This window comes from Lactiplantibacillus sp. C232, from assembly GCF_023806725.1.
Taxonomy (GTDB): domain Bacteria; phylum Bacillota; class Bacilli; order Lactobacillales; family Lactobacillaceae; genus Lactiplantibacillus; species Lactiplantibacillus plantarum.
This window is the reverse complement of record NZ_JAMSKZ010000022.1, coordinates 26,311-46,128: the sequence shown is the minus strand read 5'-3', so window position 1 is coordinate 46,128 and position 19,818 is coordinate 26,311. Positions and strand designations below refer to the sequence as shown.

Below are 19,818 nucleotides of genomic sequence, written 5' to 3'. Positions count from 1 at the left end.
ACTCGCTTTCAATTGGTTTTGGTCGACTTGATTGTAGCACAGGACGATATGTCCTTTTGTTGTACATAAAAATAGTGTTGATGGATTTTATCCATCAACACTAAATATCATAGACCCTTTAAAAACGATAATTGTAATCACCGGTCATCAGTCTTGGTAAACCCAATTAGTTTACCAGCTAATGGCCGGCGATTTTTGTAAGGTGCAATAATCACCCCTAATAGTGCATTCTATTCTATAATTAAGTCAAACATCATGGACGTTGCTGACGACCACGTATCAGCCGTGACATGATTATTGGGGAGGGGAACAGTATGAATTATCGCAACTTGCTCGTATTACCACTTGCCGTCTTGTTGGTCGGCTGTTCATCACCAACACACCAGGATTCCAAGACTAGTCAGACGACCACGAGTGCCAAGGCAACGGTCAGCAGCACCCAAAAGAAGACTAAGGCTACCAGTAGTACTAGTAGTCGGACCCAAACCGCGACAACGCGCTCGTCTAAAACAGCACGTGAGCGGGCCAGCGCTGCTAACAAGTCGGTCACCCAGCCCACGGCTACGACCCGGCTGGCAGCATTGAATCAACAATTGACTAAGACGTTGGGAAAGCAGGCGCTCGTTCCACAAGTCGATGGGTTAACCAGTGGCAGTTCGAAGTTGAACATGCGCTATTCAGGTGACGCAGCCAATTACACCATCCATTATAGTGTGGGACAGCAGGCCCAGCCATTCAACGCGACGGCCGTGGTGGATGAAACGGCTTATGCGACTGTCACTAAGACGACCTATGCGACAACTAATGCCGCGGCCCAGCAGGTGGGTTATCGTGATAATAAATCCACAGCAGGGCTGCCAACCGTCGATCTCGGTCATCAAATCACCGCGCATATCGACGCGGGTGCTGGTCAACGATATATCATGTGGAATGAGGGCCGCTGGTCGTTGACCGTGCATGCGAACATGATGCACGAAGATGCGGGCGTCGCGTTAGCTAAACAGGCCGTCGCTACTTTCGAGCAGGTCTACTTACCAGCACCACAGTCGGTCGGCGCCATCACTTTTGACGCGATTTCGTCAGGCTCTGGACCTTTAGACCAAGTTATCCAATGGCAAGCTGGTAAAGTGGTTTATCAAGTCAAGGCTCAAGAGATGGCAACGGCTATCAAAATGGCTGCCAGTATGCAATAATCAATAACTAGTTTCTACGCTCGTTAAATTAAGCAGTGAGCTGACAAACAAAAGTAGCAGCGTAATCAGCCAGAGATGGCTAGTACACTGCTACTTTTGTTGGTTAGGCGTTATTTTCATCTCATTCGACTGCCAGCTGGTGAATCGCGACTATTGATCAGTCGGAGATTGGCGCAGTTGTTGTTCGATGGGCTGCGTCGCTTTTAAGATAAGTGCTTGGTCACTCAGCGAGATGATACGGTGGTGGGTGATCACGGCAGAATCAGTTAATGCTTGGTAAACAGCCGCTGCAACCACCCAACAAGTATCGGTGTCGTAATCACGCGCATGCAGTAAATCATAACCGTCACTCATATCTAGGTAGACTTGAAAGCCGATACCTAGCCGCGCCTGTAATCGTTTCGCATAACGTTGATAAAGCGCGCGATTGGCCTCAGGGTCGGGGGTCGGCCCGATAATCCGTTCACCGAGTTGTAAGTTTGGCACTAAGCGCACTTGCATGTCGGTGCCTCCTTTGCGTTGAAAATTATAATCCTATTTTAGTCTAATCCATTCATGAAATAAAGGCACTAATCAACCGCAGTTAAGGTGATTAGTGCCTTTATACGCATTCAGTTAAGCTACTAGACGTAATAGTAGCCACCCGGCAACGCCAATTAACAGGGCGTAACCCAGACCTGGTAGTAGTGTTTTACGTAAGATGGCGCCTTCTTGACCACTCAGGCCAACGACTGAGCTGACAGCAACGATATTATGGACACAGACCATATTGCCGGCTGCCGCACCGACGAGCTGGGCTGCCAAGATAATCGTGGGCTTCAAACTCGCATTGGCCGCAATATCAGCTTGAATTTGCGCAAAAGTCAGTGTCGAGACCGTGGTACTACCAGTTACGAACGCCCCTAATTGGCCTAGGAATGGTGCCATGATGACCCAAACACCAGCTAGATAGGTCGCGATAAACTTGGCGATATACATTGGCATGCTGGGTAGGTTGGCCTGATTCAAGCCAGAATTAGTGAAGACTTGAACCATGATCAGGGTAACACCGAGGGCAATTGCGGTGTTGCCCATCGAACGGATGACCGAATGGGCAGTTGGTAGTAAGGGCTTTAATGAACGGGCTTGTACTAGTAACCCAATGATGGCCGCTACCGCCAAGATTGTCCCTGGCGAATAGAGGAGTTCCCAATCAGAGTTGATTTGACTATATCCTAGAATGTGGGACCACGATAAGTTAGCATAACGGGTCAAAACCTGTTTGATTGGTGTCACGACCCGGCTAGCGAGTAATAGCACAACGACCAGCAGGTAAGGAAACCAAGCGGTCATCAGGTTCATCGGACTAGGCGCAGGCGTCTGGGCTGCCATCCCGTTCGTCCGCCATGGCGTCAACTGGCTCGACTTTGGTAACAACCAGTGCAATCGGATCGTGATGATGGCAATAACCAGCGTTCCCAGCGGTGCGATGATTGAAACAAATTCATAACCCACTAGCCAAGCACTGAGGAGTGCCAGTAGACTGTAAACGAAACCGATCACTAACGCCCAAGGTAAGACGGAAAGCCAGCTTTTCAAGCGGTGTGCCTTAGGGCCAAACCACATGATGAGAATTAAAATGAGCACCGCTGGCATTAGCGCACCAACGAATAAATCGAGTTGCGTGATGCGCAGGCCAATCAAGTTCAAGACGGATGCTTTTTCGGTCACATTACTCAGTCCCACGGTCAATGGTGTTCCAACGGCGCCGAACGCTGCGGGGGTCGAGTCGGCCACTAAGGCCAAGATAACGGCCGCCATGGGTGAAAAGCCGAGTGCAATTAGTAATGGTGCAGTGACCATCGCTGGGGTCCCGAAGCCCGAGACACCTTCAATCAAGCCCCCAAATAGGAAGGCTACCAAAACGGTTTGTAGCCGCATGTCAGCAGACAAACTTTGAAAGCCCTGGTTAATCCGGTCGATTGCACCAGTGGCACGCAAACAGTTGAGCATGAGTAAGGCGCCAAATAAGATCCATAAGATGGGGAGGGCTTTATGAATCGCCTGCAAAATTGAGGCGGTGAGGACCGTTGGACTAATCTGCCAGAAAAAGTAGCCGGTAATAATCACCACCAGAGCGCTAATGGTCATTCCACGGGTCGCGGATAAATTCAGGCCCCCGAGAAGAATCAGTGGCAGGATGATTGCAGCACTTGCAATAAAAATCATGGTCGTAAAGCCTCCTTAGATGGTGCCTAGTCGTTTGACTGTGCTCGTTTGAAATAATACTGACCGTAGAGCGTGACCAGCGTAACAATCAGAGAAATCGCCGTTAAGGGCCAAACCATCCCTACTAGATAAGTGTTCTTCAAAGCGGTTGAAGCTGGATTGAAGAAATTGAGCAAGTTTAATTGTCGAAAACTGCTAACAATTACTAAGAGGCCGAAGAAACACAGTTGACAAAGCAGGCCCCCATAAGTGGAAAAGCGATATTTATGAATAATTGCGAGATCTGGATCATCAACCTCAGTGGCATAAACGCTAGTATTAATGGCTGGGTTTTCAAAACCGACGTACAACGAGATCAGGAGCAAACCGGCAACGTATAAAACGGGTTGGGCCGTGGCAACTAACAAGTGGCCGACAATCAGGCCACCGCGTGCAATCGTGGTGGCACGATGTAAGTCATGCCGTCCCAATAATAAATATAGTGGCCGGCCGGTCTCAAAGCCCAACAAATAGATGGCGAAGACCAGGTACATCCCCATTTTGCCAAAGACAAAGACACCGAAGAAACTATTAAACAGTAGGACAAAACTCAGTAAAAAGCCCCGATCAACGATCCGTAGTTTGTTAGCCGGCATGGCCTGCCAATCAGCAGCTAGTTCTAGATTTAGTAGAACAATGGCCACGACGATAATTCCTAATACGGCCGGTAGTGCGATTTGTAGGCTCGCCTTACGAAGCAACGTCAGTAAACCAATCGCAGCAAAAAAGACGATAAAAACCACAACGCGCCACGGCTTGACGGGACGTACTTGGGCCATTTCATGTTGATCGTAAAATGCGAGCGAAAACTGACTCAGCAAACGGCCAGCAGGCAACGCAATGATAAATAGTAGCGCCAGTAGGATAAAGGCAAGCCGGTAACCCCAGTTCAGCGCAAAATCTAGCACAAAGAGAATGCCGAGAACTAAGAAAATTAACCAGTAAATTTTCTTTAACTTAAAATCCGTCTGCGCGGACAAGTGTAACTTGATCGTCAAGTAATAGGGCCAGATGTTGGCGGATGTATATCCTAAGAATAGGGCCCCAGCCAGCACGGCCACGATGTTAGCCGTCAAACTGAACAACAAGCTACCAAGCGCACCCAGCCAGAGGCAAATGAGCAAATAACTACTAGCCTTGAGGTTTAGGTGTTTAGTCCCAAAGACGCTCGCCGCCCGGGCCACGTAGAAGACCACGATCGCAGCTAAGTAATTCGCGTTGTGAGTCTGCTGATACTTAAAGAGAATTAGAACGTAGGGCAGGACAATACCGACGTTAGCCAAGAAGTTAAGCGTCGCGACAGAGAAGTCCAACCCAGAGTTTCGTAGACGAGTCAAAGATAATCACAACCATTTCGTTAGTTTTTCTAGGCCTAGTATACCAATTAATTAGAGCTAATGCTGACAAAAGGATATGTCGGCCGTAACATCGTTAGAATATAAATAGCCTGATGAGTTGCAAATAATATAATTATGTAACGTGTTACTTTAACTTAATATCTAAACACCACAACCACAAAACAATCCAAAAACCGTTATCAATTGAATAACCGTCAAGAACAGTTCATAATAGTAGTAACCCTTTATGCTAAAAATTACTATACCAAAATAGATTTAAGTCTAAAATACACCACATATCTTCGAGTAGCACCATCGCTGTGTCGTTATGTATACTGCAATTCGGCAAAAAATTAATAATTCTTTATTATTTGCCTCTTGTCGACAGGGTAGTACTTGTATTAAATTAGATATGTTATGGTAGTGAACGTACTATATTTGTAGGCTTTTTCTTAACGTAGCCATGTTTTATTTTAGGAATAGCGAATTATGTATCATACTATTCTTGTCTTGCTAGTGTTTGACTCAATAAGGACAAGTTCATAAAAAATCCATAATTCTCGTTTATTATTGTTTAATAATATGTACCATGAATGGAGTAATGTTGATATGATTTATGCTCAGATTTTAGCTGGCGGTAAGGGTACTCGCATGGGGAACGTCCCGATGCCTAAACAGTTTTTGACCTTAGCAGGCAAGCCAATTTTAATTCATACCGTTGAAAAGTTTGTACTGGAAAGTCGCTTTGATGCGATTTTAGTTGTTTGCCCAGCCGACTGGTTGAGTCACACACAGGATCTAATCAAAAAATACATCTCAGACGAACGAGTTCACGTGGTTACCGGTGGCTCTGAACGTAACGAAACTTTGATGAAGGGTATCGACTACATCCAAGAAAATTATGGTAGCCACGATGATGATATCGTCGTGACTCACGATGCCGTACGGCCTTTTATCACGCAACGCATCATCAATGATAATATTGAGGCGGCTTTAGAACACCCAGCAGTTGATACGGTGGTGCCAGCTATTGATACGATTGTGCAAGGAACAGAAGGCAAAATCGACGATATCCCAGTGCGTTCAACTATGTATCAGGGGCAAACACCACAAAGTTTTAATATCAAAACACTAGTTGAATCTTACAACGCCTTAACTGATGCCCAAAAGGAAACTTTGTCAGATTCTTGCAAGATTTGCTTGTTAGCAGGTCAAGAAGTGACCTTAGTGCGGGGCGAAAACTATAATTTCAAGATTACAACGCCTTACGATTTAAGAGTTGCTTCTGCTTTAGTAGAAACGAGGGACTAATATGTTAAATCAAGTTTATCGCTTAGTAGATCCTCGTCAGTTTGAAGTGCAAACTGTTGCTGAAGAGATCACCAATAATGATATTATTGTGCGGCCACGCTTTTTATCCGTTTGTCATGCGGATACTCGTTACTTTACGGGTCAACGACCACAAGCGACCTTACGGCAGAAATTACCAATGGCGCTCATTCACGAAGGCGTTGGTGAAGTCGTCAAGGATCCTCAAGATAAATTTAAGCCAGGAACATTAGTGGCAATGGTACCCAATACTCCGTTTGAAACAGATCCCATCATTAAAGAGAACTATTTACCATCTTCTAAGTTCCGTTCCAGTGGTTATGATGGCTTCATGCAGGAGTATGTGAGTCTGCATCGGGACCGTGCGATTGTCGTACCAGATAACTTTGATCATCAAATGTCTGCTTTTATTGAAATGGTCTCAGTTGGTGTTCACGCGCTCACACAATTAGAAGGCGTCATGGATGCTGATCGTAAAGTCATTGGTATTTGGGGTGATGGTAATTTAGGATTTATTACTGCAACCCTTGTCAAGCAAATTTTTCCAGATAGCCAGCTCATGATTTTTGGGCGCCATCAATCTAAACTCGATTATTTCTCATTCGCTGACAAAACCTATTTAGTTGATGATATTCCCAATGCACTAAAAGTTAGCCAGGCACTGGAATGCACTGGTGGCCGGGGGAGCGAATCAGCAATTGCGCAAATCATCCAGCATATCCGACCGATGGGGACTGCCATTTTGATGGGCGTTTCAGAGGATCCAGTTGGCATTGACACGCGTTCTGTGCTTGCAGAAGGCTTAACGCTACGTGGCGTAAGCCGAAGTGGCCGCGCTGATTTCCAACGAGCTGTTGATATTTTGACTGATAGCCCCGTTACGCGGGAACGGTTGCAGAACTTAGTGGGCTTCACTCGCAAGGTCAGCACAATCCAGGACATCACTGATTTCTTTGAAGGGGCCTTAACCAACTATTGGGGCAAGGCGGTGATGGAGTGGGACGTTTAAAGACGTTAAAGCTAACGCTATTACGCGCTAGCTTTAATCTTTTATACCAGCTTTTTTACTTTCTAGGTGGTCCTAGGAAGCATCGGGTTACTTTTGCAACGATGCGAAGTAACCAGTTAACTGATAATTTGAAGGCGCTATACGCCCAGTTCGAAAAAGATGGCCAGATGGATATTCGCGTTTTTTGTTATCATTATGACCGGACTTTTAAAAGTAAACTCGGATTTTTAGTGGCGTCAATACGGGCTTTACACAATATTGCTCGTTCCGAAATGCTAATTATTGATGATTATTTTTTTCCACTGTATGCTATTAATAAACATGCTAATAATCAGGTCGTCCAATTGTGGCACGCAATTGGGTCTTTAAAACGTTTTGGTTTAAGTTTACCAACGGCTTCACAAAGTGTGCTTAAACCACATACGAATTATGATTGGGTCTTTATTAATTCTGAAATTGATAAACCTGCTTATGTGGATGCCTTTGACGTCGATCCTGATCACGTGATTGCCAGTGGCGAACCGATGATGGACGAATTAATGCGCCAGCACCCTGAAACACACTCGGGTACTAAACGCATGCTATATTCGCCCACTTACCGACCAGGTGTGCATGGTGAAGCACAAGTTCTGGCCTATGTCCGTGAATTTGTGAGTGCCAGTCAACAGCTACAGGAGCCTTGGGATATTTATATTTCATTACATCCGTACCTTAAGTTACCAAATTGGCATTTACCATCGCATGTGCATGTTTTTCAAGATGCGACTCGTGTTAAGCAAATTATGCCAACAATGGACTTGTTTATTACGGATTACTCGTCATTATCACTTAATTTCAGTTACTTTGAACGTCCAATTTTACTCTATACACCTGATTATCAAAATTATATTAAGACGTGTGGTTTTTATGTTGATTACTATCAATATTTGGGTGCACCACATTTTGATCGAGCTTCAGCAATCATGACGTTTATTAATCATGACTCGGAAAAGCTCGACCTTGATTATGTCCATGATTTGAAAGCAAAGACTTTTCCGCATCAAGATGGAAATAACGCACAACGAGTATTTCAGTTTTTGATGAAACAACTCTAAATATTTAGTAGGGAGCGCATAATTTATGTTACAACGATTAAAACGGATTGCGCGGCGTGTCGTCTATGGACGGCGGGCACCAGTTAACGATACGCAAGAATTAACGGAACCGACCGGGCCGCAAAGTGATGCGCTTGAATTTATGAACTCGCAACGAATCGCCAAGAATGCCGAATCATTGATAAAACGACAAGTGACTAAACTTGATTTTAATAGTTCTTACTTAGTTATTGAAGGTTCAGCATGGTTTGAAAAGTATCCTGAAAAAGATGCCGAGCGGATTATTAAGAGTTTGATTCTAATTAACGATCAGGCCGAAGAAATTGAAATTCCGTTGGTTAATACGACTGTTGAACGGCCCGGATTTCCAGCTTCTGGTTATCATGGTGACGTTAACTTTTCAACGATTTCTGATGGAAAGCCACTAATACCTGGTACTTATGAAATTAAATTACAACTGCAACAGTATTTAGGCAATGGTTGGCTAATTCGGCGGACTTCAATTGGACAAATCGTTGATACCCATCAGGATTTGAACTATACCACTAAAATGACGAGTTATTCGGCCAAGAGTAATAAATCATACAGCTTAATTTTCCGCTATAGCTTAGCTTCACAAGCATTGAAGGTCACTTCATACAAACTGAGTGATGTTAACCCGCTTGAAAATGAATTTACCGAAGACGTCGGCTTAGATAGTGCGGCGATGCGTGCCATTAAACGCCGGGCGCTAAAACTCTGGTATCGGTGGTACTGCCTTCAACCGATTCATAAGAAACAAATTTCATTTGTTTCCGATAGCCGGGTGACGATCTCCGGTAATTTCGAGTTTATTTATCAGGAATTAAAACGTCGCAATACTGATTTTAAGATTTCATTCTATTTGAAGCCAAGTATTAAAACCAAAAAATCCTGGAAAGAGGTTCGAACGTTAGCTAAAGCGTTGGCTACTAGTCGTTATGTGATTTTAGATGACTTTTACCCACTAGTTTACCCATTGCATATCCGGGAAAATGCGGATTTGATTCAGGTATGGCATGCGGTCGGTGCCTTTAAAACGTTTGGTTACAGCCGACTCGGGATGCCTGGTGGTCCTAAGATTCAATCACTGAACCATCGTAATTACACCAAAGCCTTGGTTTCTTCGCATAACATTGCGGATAAGTACGCGGAAGGGTTTGGGATTGCTCCAGATAAGATTCAGCCGCTGGGGATACCACGGACGGATATCTTTTTCGATGAACCTAAGAAACAGGCGATTCGAGAGCGACTAGCGCATGACCTGCCATTCATCAAGGACAAAAAAGTCATTCTCTTTGCCCCAACGTTCCGTGGCAATGGCCAGCAATCAGCATACTATCCATTTGAAATGTTGAATTTTAGAGCAATCTACGAAGCATTACACGAAGATTACGTCTTTTTACTGAAGATTCATCCGTTTGTGCAAAACAAACCAACGTTACCATATGAATATTCGGACTTCTATTACGATGTTTCTGATTATCGTGAGATCAACGATTTATTACTCGTTGCTGACCAATTAATCACTGACTACTCATCAGTTTGTTTCGAATACGCACTACTGAACCGGCCAATGATTTTCTTTGCGCCGGACTTAGCGGATTACATGCAATCCCGGAGCTTTTACTTCAACTACTTTGATTTTATTCCTGGTAGTTTAGCGGAAAACACGGGTGAGTTGATCAGCCAGTTGCAACATCCACAAGTTGACCAAGCTAAATTGGACGGCTTTGTGAACTTCTTCTTTGATGATCTAGATGGTAAGTCTACAGCTCGTTTCGTGGATGCACTTGAAAATGACTTCGAGGATCCGAACGCAGCTGAGTTAGAAAATAACGACGGTCTCGCCATTAGTGAAGATGGTAAGATTATCCCTGATTGGGGTAAAAAGGCTAAATAATATGTTAAGATAAAGCAGTCAGTCACATCATCAGCGCATTTACAGCGTTGATTGTGTGACCGACTGTTTTTGCTAGGAATCTATAGGAGGAATTGATCATGTCACAAATTACGACACGGCGGCTCACCACTGCTGACGTGAACAAACTACAACAAATCAGTATTGAAACCTTTAAGGACACGTTTGGTGCACAAAACACCTCTGAAAATATGGCCGCATACTTACAAGATGCATATAACTTGCCCAAGTTAACCCATGAATTAGCGGAACCCGAATCACAATTTTATTTTGTTGAACGAGCCGGTGAATCATTAGGATACTTGAAATTAAACACCGGTGCGGCACAATCAGAAGCAATGGGTCCAGACACTTTAGAAGTTGAACGAATCTATATCCGAAAAGCTTTCCAACACCAAGGGCTCGGTAATCAATTTATGCAACAAGCGATTCAAATTGCTAAAGCTAATCACAAGCATAAAGTTTGGCTTGGCGTTTGGGAACATAACGAACCGGCAAAGGACTTCTATGCGAAATTGGGCTTTGAACAATTCAGTGCTCACGATTTTGTGATGGGTGACGATCGCCAAACCGATTTACTCATGATTAAGTCGCTGACTCAGGACTAGATCGGAAGTCGCTGCCTAATTGACGACACCACCCAAGCAGCTTGTTCTTGAAAATTAAAAATTGTCCGAAGCTCGTGGCTGTGCCATTAAAAATCGAACTACCCCTTGTTTTTGTTAAGAAAGGGGCTTATACTATTAATCAATCGCACACGATTGAAAGGGGGCATCTGCATGACACTAGAAATTGACCTAGCAAATCAACTTTGTTTTAGCATATACAATGCCAATCGGTTATTTAACAAATTTTATGTCGAAACATTAACGCCATTCAAGCTGACTTACGCACAATATCTCGTACTAATGGCATTGTGGGAACGCGACGACCAGTCACTACACGAATTGGGTCAAGTTCTGCGTTTAAGTAGCAACACTCTGACACCACTTTTGCGGCGTATGGAAGACGCCGGGTGGTTGCAACGGGAGCGCCCAGCAACGGATCGGCGTCAATTGGTTATTCATCTCACAACTCAAGGCAAGCAACAACAAGCACCAATCGAAGCCGCGATTGCAACTTGTATCAGTCGCTACCATCTGACCATCGATGAATATCAGCAGGCTTTGGCCTTGAACCAGAAGATCATTACCGCATTATCACAAGATTTGGCCTAGATGGGCCTTTTTATTGGCTGTTTAAATCGTGCACGATTGAATTATAAATTTAGGAGGAATCTTTAATGGCAGATTATGACACAATTTTTATCGGTAGCGGTCACGCGACGTGGCACGCTGCAGTGACCCTTGCACGTGCGCAACAAAAGGTAGCAATCATTGAAGAGGATACAATCGCCGGGACATGCACTAACTTTGGTTGTGATGCTAAGATTCTGTTAGACGGCCCCTTCGAGCTGACCGAACAGCTCAAACAATACCAGGGGATTGGTGTCAACACAACGCCCAGTATCGATTGGTCACAGTTGATGGCATATAAGCAGCAAGTCATTCAACCCTTATCGGTACAAATGACGGCCGTATTCAAGCAATTAGGGATTAAGATTATTACAGGACATGGCGAACTGACTGATACGCACACTGTTCAAGTGGCCGGCAGCACGTATACGGCGGATACCATCGTTGTCGGGACCGGACAGCGCCCAGCCAAATTAGCTATTCCGGGCGCTGATCTAATGCATGATAGTCGTGATTTTCTTGACCTACCAACCATGCCCAAGCGGTTGACCTTGATTGGTGCCGGAATTATCTCGTTAGAATTTGCCAACATGGCTGTGTTACTAGGATCTGAAGTGCATATTATTGAGTTTGCCGACCGGGCACTACCTGCATTTTATTCAGAGCACGTTGAAAAAATGATTGCACATTTACAGGCAGCCGGGGTACACTTCCACTTTGGTGAAGCCCTTAGCCAAGTGACTAAAAGCGCCACGGGATTATTGGCAACCACTAAGAACGGCCTGACCATTGAGAGTGATGACATCATCACGGCCACTGGTCGGATTCCAAACATCGAACACTTAGGGTTAACGAAAGTTGGCATTAAGACCGATCGGCACGGCATTATCGTCGACGACCATTTGCAGACAAATATTCCCAACATTTACGCTAGCGGTGATGTCATCAGCAAGACTTTGCCGAAGTTAACACCGACCGCGACCTTTGAGTCTAACTACATTGCCGGCCAATTGCTTGGAAGTACGGCCGCGATTGATTATCCGGTCATTCCATCGGTCGTCTTTACGTTACCAAGAATCGCACAAGTCGGTATCCCTGTCGAAGCCGCCAAGCTTGATACTGAACACTTTCACGTTCAAGCACTGCCATACGGTAAACTGTTAGCCTTTCAGTATCAAAACGAGGTCGATGCTGATCTACAACTGATCTTTGACCAAGAGAATTACCTTGTTGGCGCCTCCATCTATGGTAATGGCGCGCCAGACTTGATTAACTTACTGACCATGATTATTACTGATCACGTCTCAGCCAACACGTTAAGTCAGAAGATTTTTGCCTTTCCGAGTGCTTCAGCGGGTATCATTGATATGTTGACACCACTTTTACACCATGACTAGTTATTAAACCAACTGACCAATTTAAAAGATACTGTGTAGGCGTCGCCTACACAGTATCTTTTTGCCGTTCGAGACTAACTCACCGATAGTTCATGCCTAGGGCCCCTAATAATTTGACAAGCAGGATAATGGCCCCACCGAGCGTCCAAATGAAGACGCCCCAGCTTAACCAACTGGCCTGAACAAATAAACTGATCAAAATGAACCAATTCATCCCAAAGAGCCACCAACTGAGTGTGCCTTTCAGAATCATTGACCATACAAAGGGTGTCGTATACCGATTTAGCGGGATAATCGCAAGCAATAGGGCCGGAATGAGCATACTTTCAAACATTGCCAAATAATGGTACGGATCGCTCGTATAAGCGATTGCCCCCAATAAACCATAGTGATTTGGTATCGTCGTTAAAAGGGCTGCTTGCCCAATATAAACGATGATTGGTTGGCCAATCAACAGTGCGAGTAATCCCCAAGTTATCTTTTTCATCAGTCTACGCCGTCCTTATTGTTTAATAACACTATCTTACCAATCTACATAGGCGCCTAACTACCGAATAATTGTAAACTTCTCGTGAAAAAGACGTAAAGAATGAGCATGATTCGTTCACTATGTTTTCATAACATAAATAATAGGCATTTTAAAAAAGTATGCGTATAATACCTTCTTAATAAGTTTCGATGGGGGAGTTATGATGATAATAATCAGAGTTGCAATTATGATTTCAGTTGTTTTTTACTTGTATTTTATTATTAACTTATTGTTGATCAATCACTATCGGGAACCCATTCAAAGCTATGAAAAAGGGCCCACACCCTATGAATTATTTTTGGTCATTCCGGTGCTCAATGAAGAACACGTGATCTCGCGCACGATTACGCAACTTACTGAATCACTCGAACAATTACCACCAACCGTTCACGCCCAGATCATTGCCGTCGATGACGATTCGACAGATCATAGTCTGTTGTTGCTAACTCAGTCATCGTCGCGCTTCTTACAAATCCTACACCGCACGGGCAACCAGCGTGCAGGTAAGGGGGCCGTCCTCAACACTGCCGTCCAGTATATTCATAAGACGTTAGCGCTAAAATCTGATCCGCAACGGACGATCGTGGGGGTCCTAGATGCGGACGCATTCATGAATACTGCTGATTTGACGCGGGTACTGGCGCACTTTGAACAAGAACCACAGTTGGCCATGATTCAAACGAGCGTGAATATCTACAATCAGCCCAACTGGCTGACTAAGATGCAAAATTTTGAATTCATGGGGGTTAATAATGCTACCCAACAGTTACGCAATCGCCTTGGTCAGGGAATTGCGTCAGGTAATGGTCAGTTCGTCCGGCTAGATTTAGCGTTACAGAATCCGTGGGGGAATAGCTTACTTGAAGATCTCGAATTCACTTTGCGGACCTGGCTGCTAGGTGGTACGCGAACGGCCTTTGATCATACCTTGGTTGTCCAGCAAGAGGCCGTTGAACAACTACGCCCATTTTTTCGTCAACGGGTACGCTGGTGTCAGGGTGCCGTTCAATGCATGCGTTATCTACCAGCACTTTGGCGTTCGGGACGTCTGAACCATTTTCAAAAATTGGACACGACCTTTTGGATTTTGATGCCTATCAGTGGTTGTATCGTGCCACTGACCAGTCTAATCACGTTAGTCGTGCTTGTGAGCCGTAGCCTACAACATTGGCAAGTTGGGTGGCATCACTTGGCTATCGGGACATTACTGGTGATTGCTTTTTCGGCTTGCTTGGTATTAGCAGCACTGTATCAACGCAACTGTGCCGTCGTGAAACAACCCGTTGGCTTCTTAGATGCTCTCAAGCAGAGTTTAACCTTTCAAGCATTCCTATTGATCATTAGCCTGACGCCATACGTCGCCATTTACCGACAGTTACGTGGTCAAACGGGGTGGGCCAAAACGCACCATGGTGTTACGACCCGCGTTGCAAAATATCCAGATACTGGCTTAAAACGCTCATATTGAGATGAAGGTGCATGCCGATGAAGTGGTGCTATAAGATATTTCAAATTACCGTTCTCACGATTGCAGCTGCCTTACTCGGGTGGATGATTGTCGCCAACTGGCAAGTCAACCTGAAATTACACCTCGCAATCAGTGCTTGGATAGGCGCTGGTTTATTCGTATTGTTCATTGGTGCCACGATTGGCCTTGGCAGCTGGTGGTTGAGCCGCCACCAAACTAGCTGGTTAGTTGCAGCACTGATGGGGTTAGCTATCTTAAAATTTCCACTAGTTGCAGGGTTAAAGATCGACCCGACCTCAGATTTCTGGAATTACCATACACTAGCCGCGTTTAGTGCCCAAGGATTCACCTGGACCCAACTGTTACACCATGGTATCGTTGGCAATTACGTCGTTTTTCCGCACGCTTTAAATATCGCGAACGGCTACAGTTTAGTCGCGGCTTTTGGCGGGGCCAACTTTTTTGTCAGCCAACTAATCAATATTGGGTGTACTTTAGTCGATATGGTCTTAATTTACTGGCTAGTCGCACGGTGGCTCTCACGACAATTAGGCATCATGGCTGCCCTCATTTTTTACTGGATTCCAGCTTATTGGCTGTACGGCACGCTCTTAAATGGTAGTGAACCGTTCTTTTTCACCAGCGTCCTACTCATGATGTATGCGCTGACGCGGGCATTAGTTCCACTCACGACGACCACAATCACGGATCGACGACTATACCTAGCGTTAGCGATCGTGATGACTGTCGTGGCCAATATGCTGAGGCCAATCATGGGCGTCTGGCTAATTGCACTGTGTTTGATGAGTTTGTGTGTCCTGCTTAAGTCTCACCACCTTTACCGCGTTCAAGTACGTCAGCTCCTCATATACAGTGCGGTCGTGTTAGGGCTCATGTTCACAGCGACTAATCTCGACAGCTGGTTATATGGCTTTAAGGTTGCGCCAGCCCAAGTTGAAACTTTATACAGCCTGGCTACGGGGACAGATGTTAAAAGTCACGGGACCTATAGCCCGGCACTACAAGCTACCGTCAGCCACGAATTACGGGTGGCGCCCACGTTGACGCAAGCCTATCCGCGAATCACACGAACGATGGCGAGGACTTTGCAGACTAATCTCAAACAAATCAAGCCACAGTTGGGGTCATTTGTTAATGAAAAAATGCAGGGCTTTATTCGTGAGGATTATGGCTATGATTGGAGCTTATATAACTTAAGCCATCATCCCGGTTTGCTTAACCGCCACTGGTTTTATTTAGCCCCCATATTGATTACAAGTGCGACGGTTTATTGGCAGGCAATGCTGGTGATTGCGTTATTCAGTGTTTTAATGGGGCTGGGAATGCTATGGCATCAACACTATCTTAACCACTATTTGCTAATGGCAGCGCTTTTGTTAGACGGTTTCACCTTAAGTGCTTTACCATTAGAAGTACAGGGCCGCTATCATATTATCTTGTACTTACCAATCCTTATGTTGATGACTTGCGGGATCGCGGAGGCCAAGCTCTGGCGGCGTCAAATCAAGCAGAGTTGAGTGGCAGTGGCCATTTCAAGATCAATACCCAAATGAATCGTTAGCGTTCGAAGCTCACTGAATGAAAATTAAACTGATGATATAAAAAAGATTATTACTGACAGTAGTGACTGTTACTTCAGTAATAATCTTTTTATAATGTTTAAAAGGGGACAGATCGTCTAATTTGTACCATCAAATTATTGTGGCTACGGTCATAGTTAATAGCTGGCACTGCCAGTATCGTTAGCAAATACCACGGATCAATTGACTTTAATGGCCCGTAATCCTCATTTACTAATGCCGATTGGGCGCTCGTCAAGGTGCCAGGACAGCCCGGTGATGACCACTAAATGATTGATCTTCGCCAACATGTCATGGCAACGGGTTTTCAAGCTAGGGCGACAGTCAGTACTATGGGCGATGGATGACGCTGTTAGTGGCTGGGGGGCGGTTCGGCGTAATTACGTGGGCTAGCAAAATCATTGCTATGAGCCGTCATGTCAATCCGCCAGGCTTCAGCCAAAACGTGTGTTGCAATGGATATTGTCGTCAAAACCATTGAATTGCCCAATTGATCCGATAGAACTGGTGCTGAAGCGGTTTTAGAATGCGTTGAAATGGAATAGGCTTAAAAGTAGGGCGACCGGGTGCTATTTCCGACCGGGTAGGGGTTGTCACAAAAGGTTGAAATGAACCCCAACGACCCATTTGGGCGTAATATCGGTTTGCGTGATGACATTGCGTTCGTGACAACTTGCTGCAAATTACACAATTTTATTTACCGTGGTATTGAAAGAGCCCATCACCCCGGTAAATTATTCACCAAACTTTTGATCTAGCGCATGTCCAACAAACATATGAGGCCATGGCGAATTATTGTTCGTAGTCTGCAATAATTGTTGACACTAAATTGAATTGCACAATCAGCTTCAATAAATACGCTTAATTTTAGGACTAATGGTCTGAAATTAACAAGTTGTCAAGCCACAATTCTGACTAATAATCGCCCAAAAACAGTTGAAAGCTAGGCTAGTTGCCGTTAATTACCGGGGCTTCATACAACCGCAGTACTCAAGGATGCCACTCACATTTATGGTGTTTAGCAAGCGGCCTCTAATATAAATTACGGTAGACTGATGTGGTTGCCGACAAGATAAATTAGTATTACAGACTGGTCTAAATTACACATCTTTAACATTTTTGAACGTGGCTGATGATTCAGTTAAGCGCGTGATTGAACACTGTCATGATACGGTTTTTGGCGTTTCCGGTCCATGGCAAATCATGTCTTTTGAAAAAATAAGGCTGTCGTTAGCAAACCATCGATTCAATAAATCGGCTTGATAAACAATTACGTTCTAAAAGCCAGTTTTAAACCCAAGGTGCACAGCAATTCAGTCGATTGACTAACAGTTATGAGCAATAACATCATTAACACAGTCAAAAGCTATTTCATGATGCATGGTGGCCACCTTATGAATCATAATCATATATTCACGGTAAGTCACATCAATATGATTCAGTGAGTTCAGTAGATTTTATAAAAATGTGCCATAAATTAATTTGCCACTCAAAAATTATCGCTGTGCTAGCAGTAAACTTGATGACAATTCACGCGATAAAAGCGGTTTGTTGTGATTATGATGGCTTATGTGTGGATTATGGGTAAATCTAGCTAGGGGGGCTTTTTTTACATTTTCTAGTTTACATAATATATATTATACAAAGTAGAATCAAAAACAAAATTGCTCCCCCACGACCTGATTTAGGTCCCCTGTGGTAATTTTTTGATTTTAAGTTAGCTTTCTGGTGATTCAGTTCTCAGATTGTCATTTTGTCGCAATCATTTTGCTGGCTCTAACTGTTCAGAATTTTTCAAGACGTCCGCTTAACTTAAATTATTTTTTATGATTCACAAACATCAACACTAAAATTAGTCGATTGAATTTCAACCGAGCATTTTTCGTTAATTTGGATCAACTTATCTGAATCACTAAAAGTTCAAATGTTTTCAGACTCCTAAATCCAATTATCACTAGTTTGCATGCACGCTCATGATTTGCTGATAACTAACATCGATTTTACGGTTTATTTAAGGGACAACTCTTCAACTAATAAACGAACACGCGCTTAGAACGCGTCTCTCAGCATCGGTCAAATCGCTTGTTTTTGTTGTAAATTTATGTTTTAGTTAAAGTAAGAATTCTAACCCAGAAAGGATGTCCTACTATCAATGACCGCTAAATTTCCGTATGCTAAAAGCTTTCTCGCCTCATTAGAAACTGCTGGCAAGCAAGCTAGTACGATTGAGCAATATGAATTAACCTTGGCTGACTTTTTCAACTATGAGCAGCATTTCAATGAGACCTTTGCTAAGGATCAATTACTAGCAGATTTAACTGAGAATGATATTCAAGCTTACTTGGCAATGCTCCGTGAACAACGCCAATTCAAAACATCGACACTGAACAAATGTCTGTCGAATCTAAACGGCTACTTTAGCTATTTATTTTCACACCGAATTATTACAACTTTACCAACCTTTACAATCAAAGGGCAACCCTTGACCAATCGTCAACAAACAACGACCTGGCCAGAGCAATTGGCGGCATGGCTAGCAATGGATGATCTGCATCCATACACCCGCTTATTCTTGTTACTAACGATCAAGGGTTATACTGCCACGGAGATGCTAACCCCAGGGTTTTATCAGCAGTTGAATGCAATTACCTTTACAGCAGTAGAACAGGCTTTTCTGGTTAAACTACGGGCCTATTTGCAGCCATTACAGACTCAAAGTGGTAGTTCGGACCTTTTTTTAAAGCAGCGTCAACGCGGAACCGACCCACATCTCACCCTCGCGGCATTGCATAAATACTTGGCGGGTGATAGTCAACGTTTAGGTGTGCCATTAAAGCCGGTTGCATTGCGCCAGGACTTCATGCTGTGGTTTCTCAATCAACACCGGACGTCCGAACCGACTGAGATCATGCAACAACTACGGTTAGATGAAACCAGCCTCGAATATTACCAAAACTTGCTACGACAACGTGATTTGCGAACTTTAAAAGCCACTAAAACCGACTAAGTGACACTGATGGGCTAACTGCTACAGTTAGCTTTTTTAGTTAAAGTAACTTTACGTTGTTGCACGATCTTTACATAACTTTACAAACACGTCACAAGCATTACGTAGAATTTGCTAGTTAATTAAGAAGCCTTAAAACGCCTATACAACGCGCCTTTTTGCAGTTAAACTAGTTTTATTGAATTTAACTAAAGTATTGAAAGGATGATTTGATGACATTCTATCGTTGGTTAGAACCGTTTATTGAACAAAATGGTCCGTTCGCGCCAGCCGCTTGTTATGCGCACTCAGATTTTGATTTTCCTTTGACTAGTAATGTTCATGAATTATCTGATTATATTACTTACTTAAATATTCGTGACTCAGTCAAAAAATCATTTTATTCAGCATTGGACGCGTACCAAGCAAGTTAACAATCATAATTGAACTCAAA

General features: G+C 44.0%; 16 protein-coding genes. 12 read left to right on the top strand and 4 right to left on the bottom strand.

What is annotated here, in order from left to right:
- Positions 1-314: 314 nt before the first annotated feature.
- On the top strand, positions 315-1,193 hold the full coding sequence (locus MZO41_RS15380) for a hypothetical protein (protein ID WP_013355542.1): 879 nt from the start codon (positions 315-317) through the stop codon (positions 1,191-1,193).
- Positions 1,194-1,343: 150 nt separating this feature from the next.
- Here MZO41_RS15380 and MZO41_RS15375 read toward each other — a convergent pair whose 3' ends face one another.
- From MZO41_RS15375 to MZO41_RS15365, 3 genes are all read right to left on the bottom strand, one after another.
- A complete protein-coding gene (locus MZO41_RS15375; RefSeq protein ID WP_003640537.1) occupies positions 1,344-1,694 on the bottom strand; it encodes a hypothetical protein in 351 nt (116 codons plus the stop codon).
- 114 nt (positions 1,695-1,808) lie between these two features.
- Positions 1,809-3,401, bottom strand: coding sequence for an L-lactate permease (locus tag MZO41_RS15370; protein ID WP_003640538.1), 1,593 nt, complete (start codon positions 3,399-3,401; stop codon positions 1,809-1,811).
- 26 nt (positions 3,402-3,427) lie between these two features.
- On the bottom strand, positions 3,428-4,777 hold the full coding sequence (locus MZO41_RS15365) for a hypothetical protein (RefSeq protein ID WP_013355543.1): 1,350 nt from the start codon (positions 4,775-4,777) through the stop codon (positions 3,428-3,430).
- A 609-nt stretch (positions 4,778-5,386) separates the two neighbouring features.
- Here MZO41_RS15365 and MZO41_RS15360 point away from each other — a divergent pair.
- The 7 genes from MZO41_RS15360 (at position 5,387) to MZO41_RS15330 (ending at position 12,780) form a co-directional block, all read left to right on the top strand.
- On the top strand, positions 5,387-6,088 hold the full coding sequence (locus MZO41_RS15360) for an IspD/TarI family cytidylyltransferase (protein WP_003644410.1): 702 nt from the start codon (positions 5,387-5,389) through the stop codon (positions 6,086-6,088).
- 1 nt (position 6,089) lies between these two features.
- The gene (locus MZO41_RS15355; RefSeq protein WP_013355544.1) at positions 6,090-7,115 is read left to right on the top strand and encodes a ribitol-5-phosphate dehydrogenase; all 1,026 of its coding nucleotides are present in this window, start codon (positions 6,090-6,092) and stop codon (positions 7,113-7,115) included.
- Complete coding sequence (locus MZO41_RS15350) at positions 7,103-8,209, top strand: CDP-glycerol glycerophosphotransferase family protein (RefSeq protein ID WP_022638481.1); 1,107 nt, start codon at positions 7,103-7,105, stop codon at positions 8,207-8,209. The genes MZO41_RS15355 and MZO41_RS15350 overlap by 13 nt, the downstream gene beginning before the upstream one ends.
- A 25-nt stretch (positions 8,210-8,234) precedes the next feature.
- Complete coding sequence (locus tag MZO41_RS15345; protein ID WP_058906876.1) at positions 8,235-10,130, top strand: CDP-glycerol glycerophosphotransferase family protein; 1,896 nt, start codon at positions 8,235-8,237, stop codon at positions 10,128-10,130.
- Between the two features lie 98 nt (positions 10,131-10,228).
- Positions 10,229-10,756: a GNAT family N-acetyltransferase gene (locus MZO41_RS15340; protein ID WP_022638480.1), complete on the top strand. Its 528-nt coding sequence runs from the start codon at positions 10,229-10,231 to the stop codon at positions 10,754-10,756.
- Between the two features lie 171 nt (positions 10,757-10,927).
- A complete protein-coding gene (locus tag MZO41_RS15335) occupies positions 10,928-11,365 on the top strand; it encodes a MarR family winged helix-turn-helix transcriptional regulator (RefSeq protein WP_003644413.1) in 438 nt (145 codons plus the stop codon).
- A gap of 65 nt (positions 11,366-11,430) precedes the next feature.
- A complete protein-coding gene (locus MZO41_RS15330; protein WP_013355548.1) occupies positions 11,431-12,780 on the top strand; it encodes a dihydrolipoyl dehydrogenase family protein in 1,350 nt (449 codons plus the stop codon).
- Between the two features lie 79 nt (positions 12,781-12,859).
- On the opposite strand, the gene MZO41_RS15325 is transcribed toward MZO41_RS15330, so the two are convergent.
- On the bottom strand, positions 12,860-13,267 hold the full coding sequence (locus MZO41_RS15325) for a hypothetical protein (protein WP_013355549.1): 408 nt from the start codon (positions 13,265-13,267) through the stop codon (positions 12,860-12,862).
- Positions 13,268-13,469: 202 nt separating this feature from the next.
- Here MZO41_RS15325 and MZO41_RS15320 point away from each other — a divergent pair, with 202 nt between their 5' ends.
- The 4 genes from MZO41_RS15320 to MZO41_RS15305 all read left to right on the top strand — a co-directional run bounded on the left by MZO41_RS15320 (position 13,470) and on the right by MZO41_RS15305 (position 19,798).
- Positions 13,470-14,777, top strand: a complete 1,308-nt coding sequence (locus MZO41_RS15320; RefSeq protein ID WP_011101566.1) for a glycosyltransferase family 2 protein — start codon at positions 13,470-13,472, stop codon at positions 14,775-14,777.
- An 11-nt stretch (positions 14,778-14,788) separates the two neighbouring features.
- Positions 14,789-16,315, top strand: coding sequence for a hypothetical protein (locus tag MZO41_RS15315; protein WP_013355550.1), 1,527 nt, complete (start codon positions 14,789-14,791; stop codon positions 16,313-16,315).
- A gap of 2,215 nt (positions 16,316-18,530) precedes the next feature.
- On the top strand, positions 18,531-19,385 hold the full coding sequence (locus tag MZO41_RS15310; RefSeq protein ID WP_013355552.1) for a phage integrase N-terminal SAM-like domain-containing protein: 855 nt from the start codon (positions 18,531-18,533) through the stop codon (positions 19,383-19,385).
- 212 nt (positions 19,386-19,597) lie between these two features.
- Positions 19,598-19,798, top strand: a complete 201-nt coding sequence (locus MZO41_RS15305; protein WP_003640551.1) for a sterile alpha motif-like domain-containing protein — start codon at positions 19,598-19,600, stop codon at positions 19,796-19,798.
- Positions 19,799-19,818 lie beyond the last annotated feature (20 nt).